Annotated in this window: 16 protein-coding genes; 5 read left to right on the forward strand and 11 right to left on the reverse strand. The window is 44.7% G+C overall.

Going from position 1 to position 21,376, the window contains the following annotated elements; genetic code table 11:
- Positions 1-55: 55 nt before the first annotated feature.
- The gene (locus BQ7997_RS01205) at positions 56-2,599 is read left to right on the forward strand and encodes an alpha/beta hydrolase family protein (protein ID WP_073342715.1); all 2,544 of its coding nucleotides are present in this window, start codon (positions 56-58) and stop codon (positions 2,597-2,599) included.
- 150 nt (positions 2,600-2,749) lie between these two features.
- Here the strand turns inward: BQ7997_RS01205 and hisS are convergent, their stop codons facing one another.
- Positions 2,750-4,114, reverse strand: coding sequence for a histidine--tRNA ligase (hisS, locus tag BQ7997_RS01210; protein WP_073342717.1), 1,365 nt, complete (start codon positions 4,112-4,114; stop codon positions 2,750-2,752).
- A 180-nt stretch (positions 4,115-4,294) separates the two neighbouring features.
- Between hisS and BQ7997_RS01215 the strand changes: the two genes are divergently transcribed.
- Positions 4,295-5,890 carry a hypothetical protein gene (locus BQ7997_RS01215; RefSeq protein ID WP_073342720.1) on the forward strand — a complete coding sequence of 532 codons (1,596 nt, stop codon included), beginning with the start codon at positions 4,295-4,297 and terminating at the stop codon, positions 5,888-5,890.
- Between the two features lie 113 nt (positions 5,891-6,003).
- Here the strand turns inward: BQ7997_RS01215 and BQ7997_RS01220 are convergent, their stop codons facing one another.
- From BQ7997_RS01220 to BQ7997_RS01250, 7 genes are all read right to left on the reverse strand, one after another.
- The gene (locus tag BQ7997_RS01220; RefSeq protein WP_022136672.1) at positions 6,004-6,684 is read right to left on the reverse strand and encodes a zinc metallopeptidase; all 681 of its coding nucleotides are present in this window, start codon (positions 6,682-6,684) and stop codon (positions 6,004-6,006) included.
- A 119-nt stretch (positions 6,685-6,803) separates the two neighbouring features.
- Entirely contained in the window at positions 6,804-8,111 is a 1,308-nt protein-coding gene (locus BQ7997_RS01225) for an alpha-L-fucosidase (protein ID WP_073342723.1), read from the reverse strand.
- A gap of 103 nt (positions 8,112-8,214) precedes the next feature.
- Positions 8,215-9,486: an adenylosuccinate synthase gene (locus tag BQ7997_RS01230; RefSeq protein WP_022136670.1), complete on the reverse strand. Its 1,272-nt coding sequence runs from the start codon at positions 9,484-9,486 to the stop codon at positions 8,215-8,217.
- A complete protein-coding gene (locus BQ7997_RS01235; RefSeq protein ID WP_022136669.1) occupies positions 9,483-9,974 on the reverse strand; it encodes a Fur family transcriptional regulator in 492 nt (163 codons plus the stop codon). Before BQ7997_RS01235 ends, BQ7997_RS01230 begins: the two co-directional genes overlap by 4 nt.
- A gap of 80 nt (positions 9,975-10,054) precedes the next feature.
- Positions 10,055-10,714 (reverse strand): DNA alkylation repair protein, encoded by a 660-nt coding sequence (locus tag BQ7997_RS01240; protein WP_044655329.1) that lies wholly within the window; start codon positions 10,712-10,714, stop codon positions 10,055-10,057.
- A 7-nt stretch (positions 10,715-10,721) separates the two neighbouring features.
- Positions 10,722-12,770 (reverse strand): dipeptidyl-peptidase 3 family protein, encoded by a 2,049-nt coding sequence (locus BQ7997_RS01245; RefSeq protein WP_073342725.1) that lies wholly within the window; start codon positions 12,768-12,770, stop codon positions 10,722-10,724.
- A 96-nt stretch (positions 12,771-12,866) separates the two neighbouring features.
- The gene (locus BQ7997_RS01250) at positions 12,867-13,331 is read right to left on the reverse strand and encodes a helix-turn-helix domain-containing protein (RefSeq protein ID WP_022136666.1); all 465 of its coding nucleotides are present in this window, start codon (positions 13,329-13,331) and stop codon (positions 12,867-12,869) included.
- A 269-nt stretch (positions 13,332-13,600) separates the two neighbouring features.
- Between BQ7997_RS01250 and recQ the strand changes: the two genes are divergently transcribed.
- Positions 13,601-15,409 carry a DNA helicase RecQ gene (gene recQ / locus BQ7997_RS01255; protein ID WP_073342727.1) on the forward strand — a complete coding sequence of 603 codons (1,809 nt, stop codon included), beginning with the start codon at positions 13,601-13,603 and terminating at the stop codon, positions 15,407-15,409.
- Between the two features lie 227 nt (positions 15,410-15,636).
- Here the strand turns inward: recQ and BQ7997_RS01260 are convergent, their stop codons facing one another.
- Both BQ7997_RS01260 and cysK read right to left on the reverse strand, forming a co-directional pair.
- Complete coding sequence (locus tag BQ7997_RS01260) at positions 15,637-16,455, reverse strand: tetratricopeptide repeat protein (RefSeq protein ID WP_073342730.1); 819 nt, start codon at positions 16,453-16,455, stop codon at positions 15,637-15,639.
- Positions 16,456-16,478: 23 nt separating this feature from the next.
- Complete coding sequence (cysK, locus tag BQ7997_RS01265; protein WP_073342733.1) at positions 16,479-17,429, reverse strand: cysteine synthase A; 951 nt, start codon at positions 17,427-17,429, stop codon at positions 16,479-16,481.
- A 131-nt stretch (positions 17,430-17,560) separates the two neighbouring features.
- On the opposite strand from cysK, the gene BQ7997_RS01270 reads away from it, so the two are divergent.
- Positions 17,561-19,396 (forward strand): LTA synthase family protein, encoded by a 1,836-nt coding sequence (locus BQ7997_RS01270; RefSeq protein ID WP_083589137.1) that lies wholly within the window; start codon positions 17,561-17,563, stop codon positions 19,394-19,396.
- Positions 19,397-19,493: 97 nt separating this feature from the next.
- Positions 19,494-20,183 (forward strand): phosphatase PAP2 family protein, encoded by a 690-nt coding sequence (locus tag BQ7997_RS01275; RefSeq protein ID WP_073342806.1) that lies wholly within the window; start codon positions 19,494-19,496, stop codon positions 20,181-20,183.
- A 95-nt stretch (positions 20,184-20,278) separates the two neighbouring features.
- Here BQ7997_RS01275 and leuB read toward each other — a convergent pair whose 3' ends face one another.
- Positions 20,279-21,340 carry a 3-isopropylmalate dehydrogenase gene (gene leuB, locus BQ7997_RS01280; RefSeq protein WP_022136660.1) on the reverse strand — a complete coding sequence of 354 codons (1,062 nt, stop codon included), beginning with the start codon at positions 21,338-21,340 and terminating at the stop codon, positions 20,279-20,281.
- Positions 21,341-21,376: the final 36 nt, after the last annotated feature.

Here is a 21,376-nt window from a genome sequence, read left to right on the forward strand (position 1 = left end):
AGAATCCTTACATTTGTCCGAATCTATTATTAACCTCTTTATTAATTTACAACACATGAAAAAGAAAAGAATGGTCTTTACCATTTTTCTGGCGACCGGGCTTGCTTTGCAAGCACAGGCACAAGAGAAACTGACAGAGTACAAAGTAAGAAATGCTATCGAAATCCGTACCCCTATCATGAACGACAGCATTAACCCGAAAGGAGAAAAACATTCTGTAAAGATGTTGCTCAAAACTCCGGTAGTACTGGACTTACCGGACGCACAGATGCAAACATTGACTGTCGATACGGCAGGCTATCTAAGTTTTGAAAAAGCAGGGCAAAACAACAAGCTCTACTTGTTTAAAACACAAATACGTGCAGAACGTTTCCTAAAAGGAAAACTGAAAGTAACTTCTCCCGTCCGTTGGGAAATGTTTATTGACGGAGTTTCCAAACAGACGAAAGACGCCGCCGAAGACAGCATAACTTCCGCCTCATCCCGCGAAATAGCCATCACTATGGAGCCGGAACGCGATTATGAAATTACTTTCAAACTGCTTTCCGCTTCGGAAGACAAAGCCGCCCCTACCTTGAAATGTGAATTGATTAAAGACGATAAACTCAAGGAAATCGCCTGCACACTTACTCCCGATGCCAAGCAACGCTTCTCACTCGACAATACAGTGTATGGAAACCGGACAATTTCTGTCGCCGTTTCTCCCAGCGGGAAGTATTTATTAACCCGCTATTGGGATAATCATTCCGCCAAACGTTCACGCACGTATTGCAAACTCAGCGACTTAAAAACCGGAAAGGTTCTTTTGGACAACGTAAGAGACGGCATGCGATGGATGCCGAAAAGCGACAAGTTGTATTATACAGTTACGGCACTAAGCGGAAATGACGTAATTGCCCTCAATCCCGCCACCCTTCAAGAAGAAGTGATTTTAAAAGGAATACCCGAACAAGGTTTCACCTGGTCGCCCAATGAAGACTTCCTTATTTACTATCCCAGGGAAGAAGGGGAAAAGGAAGAAGGCGCTCTCCGCCGTATTGTAAGTCCGGCAGACCGTATTCCTAATACCCGTGGACGCAGTTTCCTGGCTAAGTACGACATAGCCAACGGAGTTTCCGAACGGCTGACTTATGGCAATCACAGTACTTACTTACAGGATATTTCTCCTGACGGAAAGTATATGATATACAGCACTTCCAAAGAAAATATCACCCAGCGTCCTTTCTCCCTGTCTTCTCTCTATATCGTAGATTTAGAGACTCTGAAAGTAGATACTCTCTTCCAAAACGAAAGATTCCTGGGCGGTGCCAGTTATTCACCGGATGGAACACAGTTGTTACTGACCGCAAGCCCCGAAGCATTCGGCGGCATCGGCAAGAATTGCGGCAATCATCCCATAGCTAATGATTTCGATACGCAAGCCTTTATCATGGACTTGGCTACCCGCAAAATTCAGCCGATAACCAAAGATTTCAACCCTACCGTAAGTCCGCTTCAATGGAATCGCGGTGACGGATGCATCTACTTCAACACGGATGACGGCGACTGCAAGAACATCTACCGCTATTCTCCGAAAAACGGAAACTTCGAGAAACTGAACCTGGAAGAGGATGTTATCAGTGCTTTCAGCTTATCAGAATATAATCCGGCTATTGCCGCCTATATCGGTCAGTCGGATACAAGTTCAGGGGCTGCCTATCTGTACGATATAAAGAAAAAGACTTCCCGCCTGCTGTCCGACCCGATGAAACCGATTTTGGATAAAATAGAATTAGGCAAAACAGAGCCTTGGAACTTCACTGCTTCAGACGGAACGGTTATCACCGGAAAAATGTGTCTCCCACCCGACTTCGACCCGAACAAGAAGTATCCTATGATTGTCTATTATTATGGTGGAACCACTCCTACGACACGTGGCATCGGAAATCCATATTGCGCACAACTGTTCGCTTCACGTGATTATGTAGTATATGTCATTCAGCCTAGCGGTACTATCGGCTTCGGACAGGAGTTTTCCGCACGCCACGTCAATGCCTGGGGAAAACGTACTGCCGATGATATTATCGAAGGAACGAAACAGTTCTGCAAAGAACACTCGTTTGTGGACGCGAAACGAATCGGATGTATCGGTGCTTCTTACGGTGGATTCATGACTCAATACTTGCAGACTCAAACCGATATCTTCGCTGCCGCCGTATCTCACGCAGGAATCAGTGACGTGACCAGTTATTGGGGAGAAGGTTACTGGGGATATTCATACAATGCGATTGCGGCTGCCGACAGCTATCCCTGGAAGAATCCGGAACTGTTCACCAAGCAAGGTTCTCTGTTCAATGCCGACAAGATTAACACTCCGTTGTTATTACTGCATGGAACTGTTGATACAAATGTACCTATCGGGGAAAGTATCCAGCTTTTCAATGCGCTGAAGATATTAGGTAAGACGGTAGAGTTTATCACAGTAGATGGTGAAAACCATTTCATTTCTGATTACGATAAACGTATCAAATGGCATAATTCCATCATGGCCTGGTTTGCACGTTGGTTGCAAGACCGTCCCGAATGGTGGAATGAGTTGTATCCGGAACGTCATTTGTAATCCTGATGGCAATTCCGCTATAATTTATCTATAACGTTCCGAAACTTACAATCTTTAAAATAAGATACAATCTCTAAAATAAGAAAGGTGTCGCTGATTCTACAGTCAACGACACCTTTTATTATATCCTTATTTATCTATTATCTCCGCTTATTTCTTCACAGCAGCAATCAATTCTTCTGCCGAAACAAGGTTCTGTTCTCCCGTCTCCATATTCTTCAGCATTACTTTGCCCTCATTCATCTCGTTTTCACCTACGATAGCTACAAACGGAATATTCTTCGCATTGGCATAGCTCATCTGTTTCTTCATCTTGGCAGCATCCGGGAAAATCTCCGCACGAATACCTGCTGCGCGTACTTTAGCCAGGATTCCCATAGAGAAGGCAGCTTCCTTTTCACCGAAGTTGATAAACAGGATTTCCGTTCCGTTCACAGCTTCTTTCGGGTAAAGGTCGAGCTGATTCAATACGTCGAAGATACGGTCTGCACCAAAAGAAATACCGACGCCCGATACTCCTGCCATACCGAATACACCGGTCAGGTTATCATAACGGCCGCCACCTGTGATACTACCGATTTGTACATCCAGCGCTTTTACTTCAAAAATAGCACCTGTATAGTAGTTCAGTCCGCGAGCCAAAGTCAGGTCAAGTTCGATTTCATTCTTCAGTCCCATTGCTTCCAATGTATTCAGAATGAATTCGCTTTCTTCCACTCCCTTCATTCCCACTTCACTGGCAGACAATACATTCTTCAATGTCGCCAGTTTCTCCGTATTCGTTCCGCTAAGAAGGATAATCGGCTGCAACTTAGCGATAGCCTCATCGCTGATGCCTTTATCTTTCAACTCGGCATTTACGTTATCCAAACCGATCTTATCCAGTTTATCTATGGCAACGGTTATATCGACAATCTTTTCCGACTCACCGATAATCTCGGCAATACCGGAAAGAATCTTGCGGTTATTAATCTTGATGCACACACGGATATTGAAACGGCTGAACACCGTATCGACAATCTGCATCAACTCTACTTCATTCAGCAAAGAATCACTGCCTACCACATCCGCGTCACATTGATAAAATTCACGGTAACGTCCCTTCTGCGGACGGTCGGCACGCCACACCGGTTGGATCTGATAACGTTTGAACGGGAAAGTGATTTCATCACGATGCATCACCACGTAACGCGCAAAAGGTACTGTCAAGTCATAACGCAACCCTTTCTCACAAAACTTACTTGCCAACTTGGCAGCATTGCGGCTCAACAGTTCTTCGTCAGTTATCCCGGAAAAGTAATCTCCCGAATTCTGAATCTTAAAGAGTAGTTTATCCCCTTCATCACCGTACTTTCCCATCAGCGTAGAAAGCATCTCCATCGAAGGAGTCTCTATCTGCTGGAATCCATACAAATGATATACGTCACGAATCGTATTGAATATATAATTACGCTTCGCCATCTCTACCGGCGAAAAGTCACGAGTTCCTTTAGGAATACTTGGTTTTGCTGCCATAATATTACTGTTTATAATTTTAATTGCGCAAATTTACTGCAAATTTCCGAGCAACGCTTGCATATATCTGAAAAAATCATCAATATTGTACCCCAAGTAATACAAATACCCAAACAAGTAATACAAATTCTCAAAACAAAGGGCGACATCAGAAGCCCAAAAACAATAAAACTCACTAATATGATGAACAACACTATTATTTACCCGATGCGGGCAATAGGTATTCTTTTCACGGTTGCTTCGCTGATAACGACATCGGCACCGGCACAAAATAAGATGCAGGATGCTCCACTATTCAAAAGCACGCGTACAACCGTCCATCGGGCGGTGCAAAAAGATACCGCATGGACGCCGGGCGCTATCGTAGACCAAATACACTTCGTAAGATACAATCGTCACGGAAGAAAAATAGCGGAGAACTCATTAAAGCCGGATGGCAGTGCCGATAAAAAAATCATTTATGTTTATGACAAAGACGGTCATGTGAAAGAAGAAATCATAGCATCCATCAAGCAAGGCGGAATTACAGATGTTTATCAATACTACTATGATTCATCAGGAAGAAGGAACGGGAAGCACCACCTGAATCCTGAACAAAAGGTTGTGGGCATAGATACCATTATACGCAACGAAGCGGGATTAGTGGTACAAAGAATCCACAAAGGAACCAGCGTCCGTATAAAAGACCAACAAGTGACATCCTATCAGGAAAGCGTGAATATCTTCTATGACGACCTGGGACAAGTGACAGAAGTCATCGAAGAAAGTACACTGAATAAAAACGGAAATCCCGGTAACCGGAAATTACTCAAAAAAGATACGATACCATTGAAACTTTATTCAGAAGGAAGCGTATTTGAAAGATATAATGCCCCACGAAGTAAAAGAGTGGATACTGCCTATGATATGTATGGCAACTGGACAAAACGTACGGAATATAACGGAGCCACTCCCGAATTTATTGTCATGCGCCACATTGAGTATGCCGGACAGGATGATACCGACTGCAAGAAGCTGTTACTTCAGGGAAAAGTAAAATCCGTATATCAAACCTCATACATAGCACTTCCCAATGGGCCGGACATCATCAACAGAGGACAGAAGAAAGGAACTTTCTTTATTCACAAATTTGACAAGGATGGGCGGATAACAGCCGCCAGTCATTTTTCGGATGCCGGTGTCCCGGAAGGCAGCACTGAATATGTGTACGATATTAACGGCTACATCGAGAAAGAAATACATAAATCAACCACTGGCAAGATAGAGAGTACCGACCAAATGTATCACGACGATGAGGGCAGATTAAAAAGCAAAGCATTGATGGACGCCAATGGAGAAATGCAGCGCAAAACCATTTTCCGCTATGACGGAGAAGGTAACTGCACCGCAGAACTGTGTTTCAATAAAGACGGTTCAAAATACAGCGACATCCGTAACCAGTATGACCCATATGGAAATCTGATGCTCAAAGAAGTGCAGGTAGCTCCGGCAGAAGCCAAAGGTATGGAATATGAGCCCGTCAGACGCATATGGAATGCCCGTGGAAGAGTGGTGGAAGAGAAAATAGGCGCTCCCGGGAATGAGCGTCATTATACTTATCAATACAGCACCCGTGGCGAAGTTATTTCCGGCACGGAAACAGTGAACAACGAACCGCCTGTAAAATTCGTATATAAATTCTATAATGACAAGTATGGTAACTGGAAGAAGAGAATCAAATTCATTGATGACAAACCTGTATTATATGAAGAACGTGAATATACATATTACGAATAAATAAGAGCCTATACAAAAAGAACGTCTCCATAGCTTTTACAAATGCCATGGAGACGTTCTTTTATATTCTAATGTCAGAAGTCGCGCAAATCCGCGTCACCTCTTTTCATCTCTTAGTCTCTTCTACCCATTGCAATCATGATGTAGTAAACCAACGTAGCCAATGAACCTAACGCAGCAACTACATACGTATAAGCAGCAGAGCGAAGAGCATCTTCAGCCTGTGCATGATTGCGTGAATTAGTAATGCCGGATGAACTCAACCAAACTAGTGCACGCTTGCTTGCATTGATTTCCACAGGCAGCGTGATAAAGCTGAACAGCGTAGTCATAGCAAACAGGATAATACCCGCCCACAACAATTGGGGGAAAGTGTTTATCATCAAGATACCACCCAACAGAACCCATGTCATAATGGAAGACGCAAAGTTCACAACGGGAACCAATGCACTACGCATTTTCAATGGGGCATACATACGTGCATGCTGCACAGCGTGTCCACATTCATGGGCTGCTACGGCAGCAGCCATTATACTATTACTTTCATAGACCCCTTCACTCAAATTCACTGTTTTATTAGTGGGATTGTAGTGGTCGGTCAACTGACCCGGTGTATGTGTAACCTGTACATCATAAATTCCATTGTCATGCAACATCTTTAAAGCTACGTCGCGTCCTGTCATGCCATTCCCGGTAGGAATCTTGGAGTACTTCTTGAACTTGTTCTGCAAATTCATCTGTACCAGCCAACTTACTACGGCAATTCCAATAAATAATACCCAATAAGACATCATATACTTTTCATTTTAATTATTACTCACTATCTATATAAACAAATTGTTTGCCAAAAGTAAGGGGAAACTATCAATGTCAGAATAGTTTCCCCTTGCTTTTATGAAGAATTAGCTAAAAATTAGTCAATTGTAAGTTCTACCACATAGTCAATATCTTTCGGCACATCGGCAAACTCCAGCAAAACACCTGCTTTCGTCTTGGTAAAGCGAACCGGTGACTGGTCTTTGAACAACACCGCCTTCTTCACCTTCTTATCTGCCAAAGGTAAAAACAGCGCTTTGTCTTTCAAATTAAGGATATGCACATAGAGCTTATTTCCTTTCTGCGTTGTCACTCCCCAGTCATGCGGGGCAACTGCACCGCCACGTGTTCCATAAATGGTTTCGCCATATTGCTTCATCCACTCTCCCATCTCCGCCAGACGTTCTACTGCCACCGCCGGAAGCTCTCCATCGGGCTGAGGGCCGATATTCATCAGTAGATTGGCATCCTTACCGGCAGCCTTCACCAAATAATGAATCAATGTCTTGGTCGATTTATAATTAGGGTCAGTAATCTTATATCCCCACATGCCATTCATCGTTTCGCAAGTCTCCAAAGGCAGGTGGCTTACATCCTGTCCCGAAAGTCCCGCCGAATTTTCACCGGGAAGGTCACGTTCGAAAATCTGAATATCTTCACCCGCAAAAGGCGTCTGATGATGGTTATTACCTATCAGGCATCCCGGTTGGAGCTTATGAATCAGCGCATATTGTTCAGGCAATTCCCAATCGAAGTCTTTATTCTGATCCTGATCCCACCATCCATCGAACCAGATAGCACCTACCGGCCCATAATTCGTCAATAATTCCGTCAACTGGTTATTCATGAATTGATAATAGCTTTTCCAGTCACCCTGCGGATTTGTACGTCCCGTTCCGCGTCCTGTACGCCCCCAAGGATAATCTTCACGCGCCCAGTCGAGGTGAGAATAGTAGAAATGAAGCTTGATTCCATGCTTTGCGCAAGCGTCTGCCAGTTCCTTCACAATGTCACGCTTAAAAGGAGTCGCCTTGACTACATTATAGTCCGAATACTTGGTGTCGAACATGGAAAAGCCTTCGTGATGGCGGGTAGTGAAACAGATATATTTCGCCCCCGAAGCCTTGATAGCTTCCACCCATTTATCGGCATCAAACTTGGAAGGATAGAATCCACCTGCCAGTTTGGCATATTCTTTATAATTCAGATTGTTGTTTGTCATAGTCCACTCACCGGTAGCCAACATGGCATACAGTCCCCAGTGAAGGAAAATACCAAACTTATTGTCCTGAAACTCCTGACGTGCTTTCAGATTTTCTTCGGTTGGCTGATAAGAAGAAGATTGGGCAAATGTACTCATGCCCATGGCGAGCAGTAAAAAGATAGAAAGAAAACGTGTTTTCATAAGCGTTATTATTTATGTGTGTTAAAATAGGAAACAAGAGGTTGGGAATAAGAAAGGCGAAGATAAAGATACTCCGCCTTCCCCCTATATAATTATCAGCTTGTTACTCTTCAGTATAACGTTCGATAGTCTGCGCTCTGTCCGGCCCTACGGATACAATCTTGATTTCCACACCAAGCTGTTCTTCCAGGAAAGTCAGGTAAGCATTGAATTCTTCAGGGAACTCATCTTCGCTCTGCATCTTCGTCATATCAGTTTTCCAGCCCGGAAGTTCCGCATACACAGGTTCCACGCCATCGGTAATGTCATACGGGAAGTAATCAATTTCCTCACCATCCACTTTGTAAGCTACACAAGCCTTGATAGTGTCGAATGTGTCGAGAACATCGCTCTTCATCATAATCAGTTTGGTAACACCGTTTATCATCACAGAATACTTCAACGCCACCAAGTCAATCCATCCACAACGACGCTTACGTCCTGTTACCGAACCGAACTCATGTCCCAATGTACACATCTTATCTCCTGTTTCATCAAACAATTCTGATGGGAACGGGCCTGCGCCTACACGGGTACAATATGCCTTGAAGATACCATACACTTCACCGATACGGTTAGGAGCCACTCCCAGTCCGGTACATGCACCTGCACAAACCGTATTGGAAGAAGTCACGAACGGATATGAACCGAAATCAATGTCAAGCATCGTACCTTGCGCACCTTCACAAAGAACACTCTTGCCATCCTTCAGCAGATTATTCACTTCATGTTCGCTATCTACGAAATGGAATTGTTTCAGATATTCAATGCCTTCCAACCAGGCCTTTTCCAGTTCCGTGAGGTCATACTCATAGTTCAGACCTTTCAGGATTTGTTCGTGGCGGGCTTTCGCAGCCGCATATTTCTGTTCGAAGTTATGAAGTATATCACCTACACGGACACCGTTACGGCTGACTTTATCCGTATAAGTAGGGCCGATACCTTTTCCGGTAGTTCCTACTTTGGCGTCCCCCTTGGCAGCTTCGTAAGCGGCGTCGAGGATACGGTGTGTCGGAAGAATAAGATGAGCTTTCTTTGAGATGTGCAAACGTTCTTTCAACGGATGGCCTGATGCTTCAAGAGCTTCCGCTTCTGCCTTGAACAGTGCCGGGTCAAGTACCACTCCGTTACCGATAATGTTCACCTTGTTTCCCTGAAAAATACCGGAAGGAATAGAACGAAGTACATACTTCTGTCCCTCGAACTCAAGTGTATGACCGGCATTCGGGCCGCCCTGGAAACGAGCAACCACATCGTACTTAGGTGTTAAAACGTCGACTACTTTTCCTTTACCTTCGTCGCCCCATTGTAATCCTAAAAGAACATCTACTTTCATTTTTCTTTTTTATTGTTATTATTATTAACTTTCTTCCTTTTGTTAGCCCTGTCGCACTTGCTGCATACTCCATATATATATAAGGAGTAATGAGAAAGTTGGAAGCGGCTTAATTTCGTATTTTCAATGGCATGCTGCAAATCCTCGTTCTGAAACTCGGTCACTTTACCACATTGCGTACATATCTGATGATGATGCGTCTCGCGGTTGTATGATTTTTCGTATTGGGAAGAAGTACCGAACTGATGCTTGATGACCAACCTTGCATTGATAAGAAGAATAATGGTATTGTAGAGAGTTGCCCGGCTTACCCGGAAATTCTCCAGATCCATCATCCGTGAATAGAGCATGTCGATGTCGAAATGGCCGTCGATAGAATAGATTGTATCGAGTATGGCGTATCGTTCAGGAGTCTTACGATGCCCGTTCGCCGTGAGATATTCCGTGAATATCTGCCTTACTGTATCTTTCACGTTTTGAGTTTCCATCATCAGCCAAAATTAGCGCCAACAAAGTTAAGCCTTTTTTGCGGAACGCAAAAGGATTTCTTTGATATTTATCAGAGCAGTCATTCTGTCTCCGCTTTCACCATATTATAAAGCATCTGTTCTCCTGTTACGGCTGAATCAGCCATCCCTTCCACCATGCGGCACACTTGGAAAGCATGCTCTTCGCTATGCTGCATATATTTGCGGATCACCAGCAAAGCTGCATTGCGCACATGATAACTTTCGGAATGAACGCTGCACATCGCCTGGTCGAGCAGCTCACCGGAAGCCCGTTCGGTCATATCCCCCTTCTTCATCAGCAACCGGGCGGCAGTCAGGAAACCGCAAGTCTGCACATACTCCCGTTCATCGGCAATCCAGTGGAAAGACTTGGCAGGAGCATAAGGCAGGTTTTGGAAAAGGTTCATACAAGTCAGTTCCGCGATTTCGATATTCCGGATATCTTCCACCCAAATATCCGCGATTTCGGGATAGAAAGTGTCAACCGGCTGAAGCATTCCCGCCAAAATCTTACATTCGCGGATCTCCTCTTTCCACAAGGCTTGCGCCAGGTCGTGGTTCTTTTCATAACCTTCGGCAATCATTTTGATGCGGGGCAGCTCCACTCCGAAATTGAGTTTGTACACCAGCCCTTTTTCACGCATACTTTGGGACACAGCCCCGTTCATGGAGAGACGGAGCTGTGTCTTGATATCTTTCAATTGTTCTTTAATATCCATTTTCAGATTAATTGTTTACTGAAGGAAGCGGGGAATAATCCTTGCTGTAACGCAGCATTTGTTCCACATAGCCTTCATCATAAGCTACCGTGACATCTGTAATGTTTCCGTTTTCATCTGTCACCAATTCATATTTCGGATTCACGAAGCCTTTGTAGGGAGCCAGGTTCAGCTTCTTATAACGCTCCAATATTTCAGCATGCAGAGCCGGGTCTACCTTCACCGCATAATTCTCTACCAATGAACGGGCAGCTTCAAAATCGCCTGTCGATTTGATACGCTGAATCTCAGCCAACAGTTCGCCGAACAACTCACGCACCTTTTCATAATCATTGATAACGACATACGTCTTTCCGTCTTTCTTCACCAGTTCCACTACCTTGTCGGCAGCCCCTTTTTCAAATACCCAACGGGCAATCAACTGACGGTTACGCATATGTGCTTCTTCCACCGTGTTTCCCGATTCGATACGTACCAACTGCGTCATCAAGCCGTTCATCAGATACGTATAATACTGGGCTTTGTAAGCCTCGGGAGAAGACAGAAGTTTCAGTTCCACCAGTTTCGGATCAGCCACATAATAGAGTCCGAACAAATCGGCACGCGCTTCTTCAATCGTAGAACCGTAAGCCTTCAACGCGTCAGGATCGACACCCGGAAGCAACTTGCCCGAACCGTGTCCCAAACATTCGTGCAAATCCGTATGAAGTTCATCCGTCAGGTCGGAATAGGCATCAATCAATTGTCTTTCCGTATCGCTGTACACAAATTCTTCATTGAACCCGTTTCCGTGAGCCGCCTTGTTATAAGCATCCGTAATGTTACCGATAGTCACCGATTTGGAACCGTGATGCGCACGAATCCAGTTAGCGTTCGGCAGGTTGATACCGATAGCCGTAGCCGGATAAAGGTCGCCGGCAAGGATAGCGGCAGTAATCACTTTCGCCGATACGCCTTTCACTTCATCTTTCTTGAATGATTTATCTACCGGAGAATGGTCTTCAAACCATTGCGCGTTGCTACTGATAATCTCCGTGCGGTGCGTAGATTCAATATCCTTGAAGTTCACCAGTGATTCCCAACTAGCCTTCATTCCCAGCGGGTCACCATAGCTTTCCGTAAATCCATTCACAAAGTCGATGCGCGAGTCCAGGTCTTTCACCCAAAGGATGGCATATTCATCGAAATCCTTCAGATTACCGGTTTCATAGAACTGAATCAGCTTGGTGATAACCGCTTTCTGCGCATCATTCTCCGCCACTGCTTCAGCCTTCTTCAGCCAATAAACGATTTTCTCGATAGCCTGCGTATAAAGTCCGCCTACTTTCCATACTTTCTCCTGCAACTTACCGTTCTCTTTTACCAAACGGCTGTTCAATCCATACGAAACCGGAGTCTCATCCTTCGGGTCTTTCATCGCGCCATAGAAATCTTCCGCTTCCTTCTGCGTCACCCCGTCGTAGTAGTTACAAGCGGAAGTCAGTACAAGATCCTCACCATCTGCCTGGTTCACCCGTTTCGGCATGATAGCCGGATCGAAGATAACAGGGAAAAGTTCATCGCAAAGTTGTCCGACAGTCTGTCCTTCCGCCAACGGAAGCAACTTGGCATCAAGTCCGAGCACAGCCTGTTTCAGGAAATCCTGCGAGAAGCCGGGCACAAACTTCTCCGTTCCATAATGATGATGAATACCATTGGAGAACCATACCCGTTTCAGGTACACTTCCATGTTCTTGAAATCAGGATTCGTTTTATCTCCCTGATAATTCGTATATACCGCTTCGAGCATCCGTCGGATTCTCAAATTATATTTTCCATTCTGGTCAAACAGAATATCCCTTCCTTCCAGAGCAGCCTCTGTCAGGTAATAAACCAGTTCTTTCTGTTTCAGCGTCAGTTCCTCAAATCCGGGGACTTTATAACGCAAAATCTGTAAATCTGCAAATTGTTCCACTGTATAATCAAATTTATCTGCCTCGGCAGTTGTTGTTTTGGCTCCGCCGCACGACGTCAGAATCGTAGCAGCTACCGCCATCGAAATAAGATGTTTATTCATAATGCCAGTATCGATTAATTAAAAATAAGAAAAGGAATTATCTCCAAAATCTTCCATTTAGAGGTAATTCCTTTTGATTAATTTCGGAATGCGCAATTACTTTTTACTTTCCAAATGTTTTTTGCGATATCCGTTAGGAGTCTCACCTACATTTTTGTAAAACGCAGCGTAAAAAGATTGACGATTTGCAAAGCCAACCATAGCGCTAATCTCTTCCACATTTTTGTCGGCATAACGCTTATCCGTCAATAAATGCAAAGCATCTTTCACTCTGTATTCATTCAACAGGCAAGAATAGTTCATGCCGAAACGTGAGTTCACTACTGCGGAAAGGTAACGAGTATTCGTCTTCAGCTCTTTCGCCAAATCTTTCGCTGAATAGTCAGCATCCTTGTACTTTTTCTGCACAACGATGATATTCAGTATCTTGTCATACAACTCGTCTGCCAATTCCGGTCTGATTAAAGACCTGTATGCAGCCTTCTTTTCTTTCTTTTCCCTCAAATTGTAGGGACGTTTTTTCGGAGTTTCTTCCGATTTTTTGTTCTCTAAATCACTCATTGAATTAACTGGTTAGGGTTTGTTCATTTGTTAGTACTCGCATATTTGCAACGTAACATGTTACAAATGTCTTACTTTTTTTTTAAACACACAATTATTTTGTGCATTTTTTTTCTAAATAAACAATCAAAAACCTTGAAAAAGAGGGAATAAGCTCGAATAATAAGAAACTTTAACCTTTTTATATTTCATCTCGGAAACTGAAATCCGTACATTGCGGAAATTGTCAAAGAAAAACGTACCTTTGCAGCAAGTTAAAACAAGCGTCCATGAGAGAAACTCTAAAAAAATATTTCGGATACGACAGTTTCCGTCCCTTGCAAGAAGATATCATCCGCCACATTCTCAATAAGAAAGATGCGTTAGTGCTTATGCCTACCGGTGGGGGAAAGTCAATCTGTTACCAGCTTCCCGCCCTGCTCTGCGAAGGTACTGCCGTCGTAGTGTCACCGCTGATTTCATTAATGAAAGATCAGGTGGAAGCATTGTTGGCAAACGGAGTCGCCGCCGGAGCATTGAACAGCAGTAATGACGAAACGGAAAACGCCAACCTGCGTCGTGCCTGCATCGAGGGACGTTTGAAGCTGCTTTACATTTCACCGGAGAAATTACTGGCAGAAAAAGACTTTTTATTGCGAGATATGCATATTTCACTGTTCGCTATTGATGAAGCGCACTGTATTTCGCAATGGGGACACGATTTTCGACCGGAGTACACTCAAATGGGGGTGCTTCATCAACAATTCCCGCAAGTACCGATTGTTGCCCTGACTGCCACCGCAGATAAAATCACCCGCGGGGACATTATCCGCCAACTCCATCTTGTCGAACCCCGCACCTTTATCTCTTCTTTCGACCGGCCCAATATCAGCCTGACGGTAAAACGCGGTTTCCAGGCAAAGGAAAAGAATAAAGCTATCCTTGATTTTATCCGTCGGCATGAGGGAGCGAGCGGCATCATTTACTGCATGAGCCGAAGCAAGACGGAGACGGTAGCCCAAATGTTGCAGAAGCAGGGAATCCGTTGCGGGGTGTATCATGCCGGATTGCCTGCGCAGCAACGGGACGAGACGCAGGATGATTTCATCAATGACCGGATTCAGGTGGTATGTGCCACGATTGCTTTCGGCATGGGTATCGACAAGTCGAATGTCCGTTGGGTAATCCACTACAATCTGCCTAAAAGTATAGAAAGTTTTTATCAAGAGATAGGACGTGCCGGACGGGACGGTCTGCCAAGTGACACTGTATTGTTTTATTCATTGGGTGATTTGATATTACTGACCAAATTTGCCACAGAAAGCAGCCAGCAAAGTATCAACATTGAAAAGCTGCAACGTATGCAGCAGTATGCGGAAGCGGATATTTGCCGGAGAAGAATACTGCTAAGTTATTTCGGAGAAACGACTACCGAAGATTGCGGCAACTGTGATGTCTGCAAAAATCCTCCCCAACGGTTTGACGGGACGGTTATCGTGCAGAAAGCATTAAGCGCCATTGCACGTGCGGAGCAGCAAATCAGCACAGGTGTATTGATTGATATTCTTCGTGGAAGCTACTCCGCGGAAGTGACCGGAAAAGGATACCAGGAACTTAAAACATTTGGTGCAGGGCGAGATATCCCACCTCGCGACTGGCAGGATTATCTGCTTCAAATGCTCCAACTAGGCTACTTCGAGATTGCTTATAATGAGAATAACCACCTCAAAATCACGTCAAGCGGAAGCGATATACTTTTCGGAAGGACACAAGCAACATTGGTGGTTATCCACCACGAAGAAGCTGCCACTCCCAAAGGGAAAAAGAAGAAGGTGGTTATCGCCAAAGAACTCCCCTTCGGTGCGGCAGGCGGCGAAAGCGAGGATTTGTTCGAAGCATTGCGAGGACTAAGAAAACAGCTTGCCGACCAGGAAGCGCTGCCCGCCTATATTGTCTTGTCGGACAAGGTTTTGCACTTGCTCAGTATTTCACGCCCTACTACCATTGAAGAATTCGGGGAAATCAGTGGTATCGGAGACTATAAGAAAAAGAAATATGGAAAAGACTTCGTCAAGCTGATTAGGCAGTTCGTTGAATAAAAGAGATTCTTGGATAGCATATATTAGTAAGTCACATAGTATATATTAGTGAGCCGCTTTACTAATCAGTATTCGTTCCACAGTGGTTGTCTTTAAGTTCCACCTAGGTTTCCCTTTAGTCCTACCCAAGTGGAACTAAAGGGAAACCTAGGTGGAACGAACCGACTCTTATAATAAAGGGCTTTCCTTTATGCTAATCGGGAATATATAATTGCTTAATTATAGCTTTACTTGCACTGTTGAAGTTGTTGGTGCAAATCAGCAGGCGGTACTCCCAAAGAGATAGCTTTCTCAAAATCAGCTTTTGCCAATGCTTTCTTCTTTTGAGTCAGATAGATATTTCCACGCAACAGATAAACATCTGCCGATGACGCGTTCAGCCGGATAGCCTCTTCCAAATCCACCAATGCCAAATCATCGTGTTTCATCTCACGCTCCACATCGGCACGGGCGACATAAAGTATTGCGTCATCAGGATCTTCCACAATCATCTTGTTCAGAATATCAAGAGCTTCACGAAACTTTCCCTCTTTCTGTTCAAGGGTAGCCAGTCCCAAACGGCCGCTGTAACTCTGTGGGTCAATCTCAAGTAAGCGGTTATAATCAATCCGTGCAGCCGGATAATCCCTGCGAACCACATAAATATAAGCGCGCATCAACAATGCTTCTTTGTTCTGTTTATCCTCGTCAAGCACCTGGCAGTAATCCGTGTAAGCACGGTCTGTCTTTCCCATTTCCATATAAATGGCAGCACGGTCAAGAAGAATGGGTACTGCCAACGGAGCAAAGTTCAAGGCAAACGAATATGATTCCAAAGCCTTGTCGAACTCTCCCAACCGGCGCTGTACCAATCCTAAATTAGAAAAGAGCAGGGCGTTCTTTGCATTTTTCGGCTCTAACTTCAATGCCTGAAGCAGAAGTTTTTCAGCTTGGGGAAGACTGTCCTTCTCGATGCATTCGATTGCTTTTTCAGACAACTGTTGATAAGTCTGCGCACAAATGGCAACCGGAAAACAAAAGAGCAATGCTATAATAATTCTTATCATATCGTTCGGGTATTATTAATAAATCAATCCAACGGATACGCGTCAAACGCAAACAACTCGGTAGACAAATAACGCTCTCCCGTATCAGGTAACAACGCTACGATTTTTTTGTTCTGAAACTCGGGACGCTCTGCCAACTGCCGGGCTGCATATACCGCCGCACCCGAAGAAATCCCTGCCAACAAACCCTCTGTTGCCGATAATTCACGTCCGGCACGAATCGCTTCATCATCGGGCACACCAATCACTTCATCCACCACAGATGCGTCATACAATTTCGGAATAAAGTTCGCCCCGATTCCCTGAATACGATGCGGAGCTGCCTGCCCGCCTGCCAGTACAGGAGACGACGACGGTTCTACCGCTACTATATAAACGTCCGGATTGTGTTTCTTCAAAGCACGGGCTACCCCGCAAACTGTTCCGCCCGTACCTACTCCGGCAACAAAAACCTCTACTTCACCATCCGTATCCCGCCATATTTCCTCTCCTGTCGTACGTTCATGGGCGGCAGCATTGGCAGGATTTTCAAATTGTTGCAAAATCACCGAACCGGGAATGCTATCACGCAACTCTTCTGCCTTGGCAATAGAAGCAGCCATTCCGCCCAATCCGTCCGTCAGCACAATTTCAGCGCCGAGTGCCTTCAACAGATTCCGACGTTCCAGGCTCATCGTTTCAGGCATAGTCAATATCAGATGATACCCTTTGATGGTAGCCACCATTGCCAGTCCGACACCGGTATTTCCACTTGTCGGTTCAATAATTGTTGCGCCGGGTTTCAACGCTCCGCGTGCTTCAGCATCTTCAATCATCGAAAGAGCCACCCTGTCCTTTACGCTTCCGGCCGGATTAAAAGACTCCAGTTTGGCAATTATATTTTGTTTCAGACCATACTTTTCGCTATAACCGGAAAGTTCCATCAAGGGGGTATTCCCCACTAAATCTGTTAGTTTCTTTGCAATCTTAGCCATTTCATTCCTTATTTTTTGTCACATTTAGGGCAAAGATATGGAAAAAAAGGTATGTTTTACATCACATCATAAGAAAGATAAGGAAAAGTATAGTAACTTTGTATCCGTTCAATCTTTTTAAGTTTACAGATATGAAAAAGAGAATTATACAATTTCTCACGACCTATTTTTTGTTTGTCCTTCTGTTCGTTCTTCAAAAACCTATCTTCATGGTTTACTACCATGAACTATATAGCGGTGTGTCCTTCGGCGATTATTTCAGTGTCATGTGGCACGGACTGCCTTTGGATCTTTCACTCGCCGGCTACCTCACCGCCATTCCGGGATTTATACTCATAGCTTCCGCCTGGACAAAATCATCCATACTCCGGCGCATCCGGCAAGTCTACTTCGGAATAATCGCTTTCGTCATGGCTTGCATCTTTATCATTGACCTCGGATTGTACGGCTTTTGGGGATTCCGTCTGGATGCCACCCCTATTTTCTATTTCTTCTCTTCGCCCAAAGACGCTATGGCAAGTGTCAGCTTTTGGTTTGTCCTGTTAGGCATACTGGCGATGTTTATCTACGCCGCCCTCTTATACTACATATTCTATATGGTGCTCATCCGCGAAAGAAAACCATTGAAGATACCCTATCGCCGACAAAATGTCTCTCTCGCACTTCTGTTGCTGACAGCCGCCCTCTTTATTCCTATCCGTGGCGGTTTCACCGTATCGACCATGAATTTGAGCAAAGTATATTTCAGCCAGGATCAGCGGATGAACCATGCCGCCATCAATCCGGCATTCAGTTTCATGTACTCCGCTACCCATCAGACCAATTTCGACAAGCAATTCCGCTTCATGGATCCGAAAGTGGCGGACGAACTATTTGCAACGATGCTCGACAAGCCTGTCACAACCACAGACAGCATCCCGCAATTATTGAACACCCAACGTCCGAATATCATCTTTATCATTCTCGAAAGTTTCTCCACACACCTGATGGAAACTTTCGGCGGGCAGCCCAATGTCGCTGTCAACATGGATAAATTCGCAAAAGAAGGCATTTTATTCAGTAACTTCTATGCCAGCAGTTTCCGCACCGACCGCGGACTAGCGTCTATCATCAGCGCTTATCCCGGACAGCCGAGTACCAGCATCATGAAGTATCCCGAAAAGACGGATAAACTTCCTTCCATTCCGCGCAGCCTGAAAAACGCCGGATATAGTTTAGATTATTATTACGGCGGAGACGCGGATTTCACCAATATGCGCTCTTACTTAATGTCTTCCGGCATTGAGAAAATCGTTTGCGATAAAGATTTCCCCTTGTCCGAACGTACAAGCAAATGGGGAGCACAGGATCATGTCCTGTTTCAACGCCTGATGAAAGATATAAAAGAAGAAAAGCAAAAAGAGCCTTTCCTGAAATTCGTTCAGACCTCAAGTAGCCATGAGCCGTTTGAAGTGCCGTTTCACCGACTGGATGATAAAGGACTCAATGCCTTCGCTTACGCTGATAGCTGCGTAGGCGACTTCGTCAAACAATATAAGGAACTTCCACTATGGAAAAACACCGTGTTTGTGCTCGTTCCGGATCATCAAGGAGTCTACCCGTATCCGATAGAAAATCCATTGGACGGGCAGACCATTCCTCTTATTCTAATTGGCGGAGCAATCAAAGAACCCCGTGTCATAGATACCTATGCTTCACAAATTGACATTGCCGCCACCCTGCTTTCACAGCTAGGATTGCCGCACGATGAATTTACCTTCAGCAAGGATATCATGAATCCGGCATCTCCGCATTTCGGATATTTCACCCGGCCGAACTTCTTCGGCATGGTGACTCCCGAAAATCAATTAGTGTATAACCTGGATGCCAATACCGTACAACTCGACGAAGGCACGGAAAAAGGAGCGAACCTGGAAAAAGGAAAAGCCTTCCTGCAAAAGCTCTACGACGATCTTGCCAAACGATAGGAAGCAGGTATTATAGAAGATTTATAAGGTAATATAGGACAATTTCCTATTCTTTATTGTATATTTGCTGCGTTAAAAAATAGAACAATAAAGAATGATGGTAAATACAGACATCGTCAAATTCCTCTCAGAGATAGATACCAGTATCTTTCTGTCTTTCAATGGTATCCACTCCCCTTTTTGGGATTACTTTATGACTTCCTTCACCGGAAAGATTATTTGGGTACCTATGTACGCAACCATCTTGTATATCCTGCTTAAGAACTTCCATTGGAAAGCAGTACTTTGTTATGTGGCGGCTATCGCCCTTACAATCACTTTTGCCGACCAAATGTGCAGCAGCCTTATCCGACCGGTTGTAGCACGGCTTCGCCCTGCCAACCTCGAAAACCCGATTGTGGATATGGTATATATTGTCAACGGCTATCGTGGCGGAAGCTATGGATTCCCGTCATGCCATGCCGCCAATTCATTCGGCCTTGCCATGTATGTGATCTTCACATTCCGCAAACGCTGGTTAAGTATTTTCATTGTAACATGGGCTATCCTCAATTGCTATACCCGCATCTACCTGGGTGTACATTATCCCGGCGATTTACTCGTCGGCGGAATTATCGGCGGATTCGGCGGATGGATGTTCAGTGCCCTTGCCCATAAGGCAGCCGCTTATATAGAACCGTCCACCCGTATAAGAAGAAATGAAATAAAGCAGTCGTCAGTCACGATTTACGCAGGCTTGCTGACAGTGCTCGGCATTCTTATCTATTCCACAATTAAAAGCTGGTAAAGAAGACATCAAGCGATCTTAAAAAATAAAGCCTGGCACCGTTTCCGATGTCAGGCTTTTATTATTCAGGTTTTTCTCCTGATTAACAGAGTTTATCAAGCTTTCCTGATATAATCAACAATCCATTGTCCCACTTCTTTCGTTCCGTATTTTTCACCACCGGCAACCTGAATTTCCGGTGTACGTACGTTCGCGTCCAAAGAAGCGTCTACCGCTTTACGAATCAACGCACCTTCTTCTTTGAGGTCGAAATATTCGAACAACATAGCTACGGAAAGAATCTGTGCCAACGGATTAGCAATGTTCAATCCCTTAGCCTGCGGCCATGAACCGTGAATCGGTTCAAATACCGGAGTACTCTCGCCTGTAGAAGCAGAAGGAAGCAAGCCCATAGAACCACTGATTACCGAACCTTCGTCTGTCAGGATATCACCGAATGTATTTTCAGTAACCATCACGTCGAAGAATGCCGGTTCCTGAATCATCTTCATGGCGGCATTATCCACAAACATATAGTCAGTCGTTACTTCCGGATAATCAGGAGCCATCTCCTGTGCAATCTGACGCCACAGACGGGAAGAAGCAAGGACATTCGCCTTATCTACCACCGTCAGGTGCTTTCTGCGTTTCATTGCATACTCGAAAGCCACTTTGAGGATACGTTCAATTTCAGGGCGGGTATAATAGTTGGTATCATAAGCCTTGTCGTTATCCTGGTATTTCTCACCGAAGTACATTCCACCGGTCAGTTCGCGGATACAGATAAAATCGGCATTCTCTACCAGTTCCGCACGCAACGGAGATTTGTGAATCAGGCATTTGAATGTCTGTACGGGGCGGATATTAGCGAAAAGACCCAATTTCTTACGCATCGCCAGCAGACCTTGTTCAGGACGTACCTTAGCAGTAGGGTCATTATCAAATTTCGGGTCGCCTACGGCAGAAAATAATACAGCGTCCGCATCCTTACAAACCTGATAGGTTGCTTCCGGGAACGGGTCGCCTACTTTATCAATCGCATCGGCACCACAGATGGCGTGTTCGTAACTTACTTTGTGACCAAACTTTTCGCAAACGGCACTCATTACCTCTACACCTTGCACTGAGATTTCCGGTCCGATCCCGTCGCCTGCTAATACAGCAATTTTAAAATCCATAATTGTTAATTCTTCTATTTATATATTCTTATAAAA

Source organism: Bacteroides congonensis (genome assembly GCF_900130125.1).
Classification (GTDB): domain Bacteria; phylum Bacteroidota; class Bacteroidia; order Bacteroidales; family Bacteroidaceae; genus Bacteroides; species Bacteroides congonensis.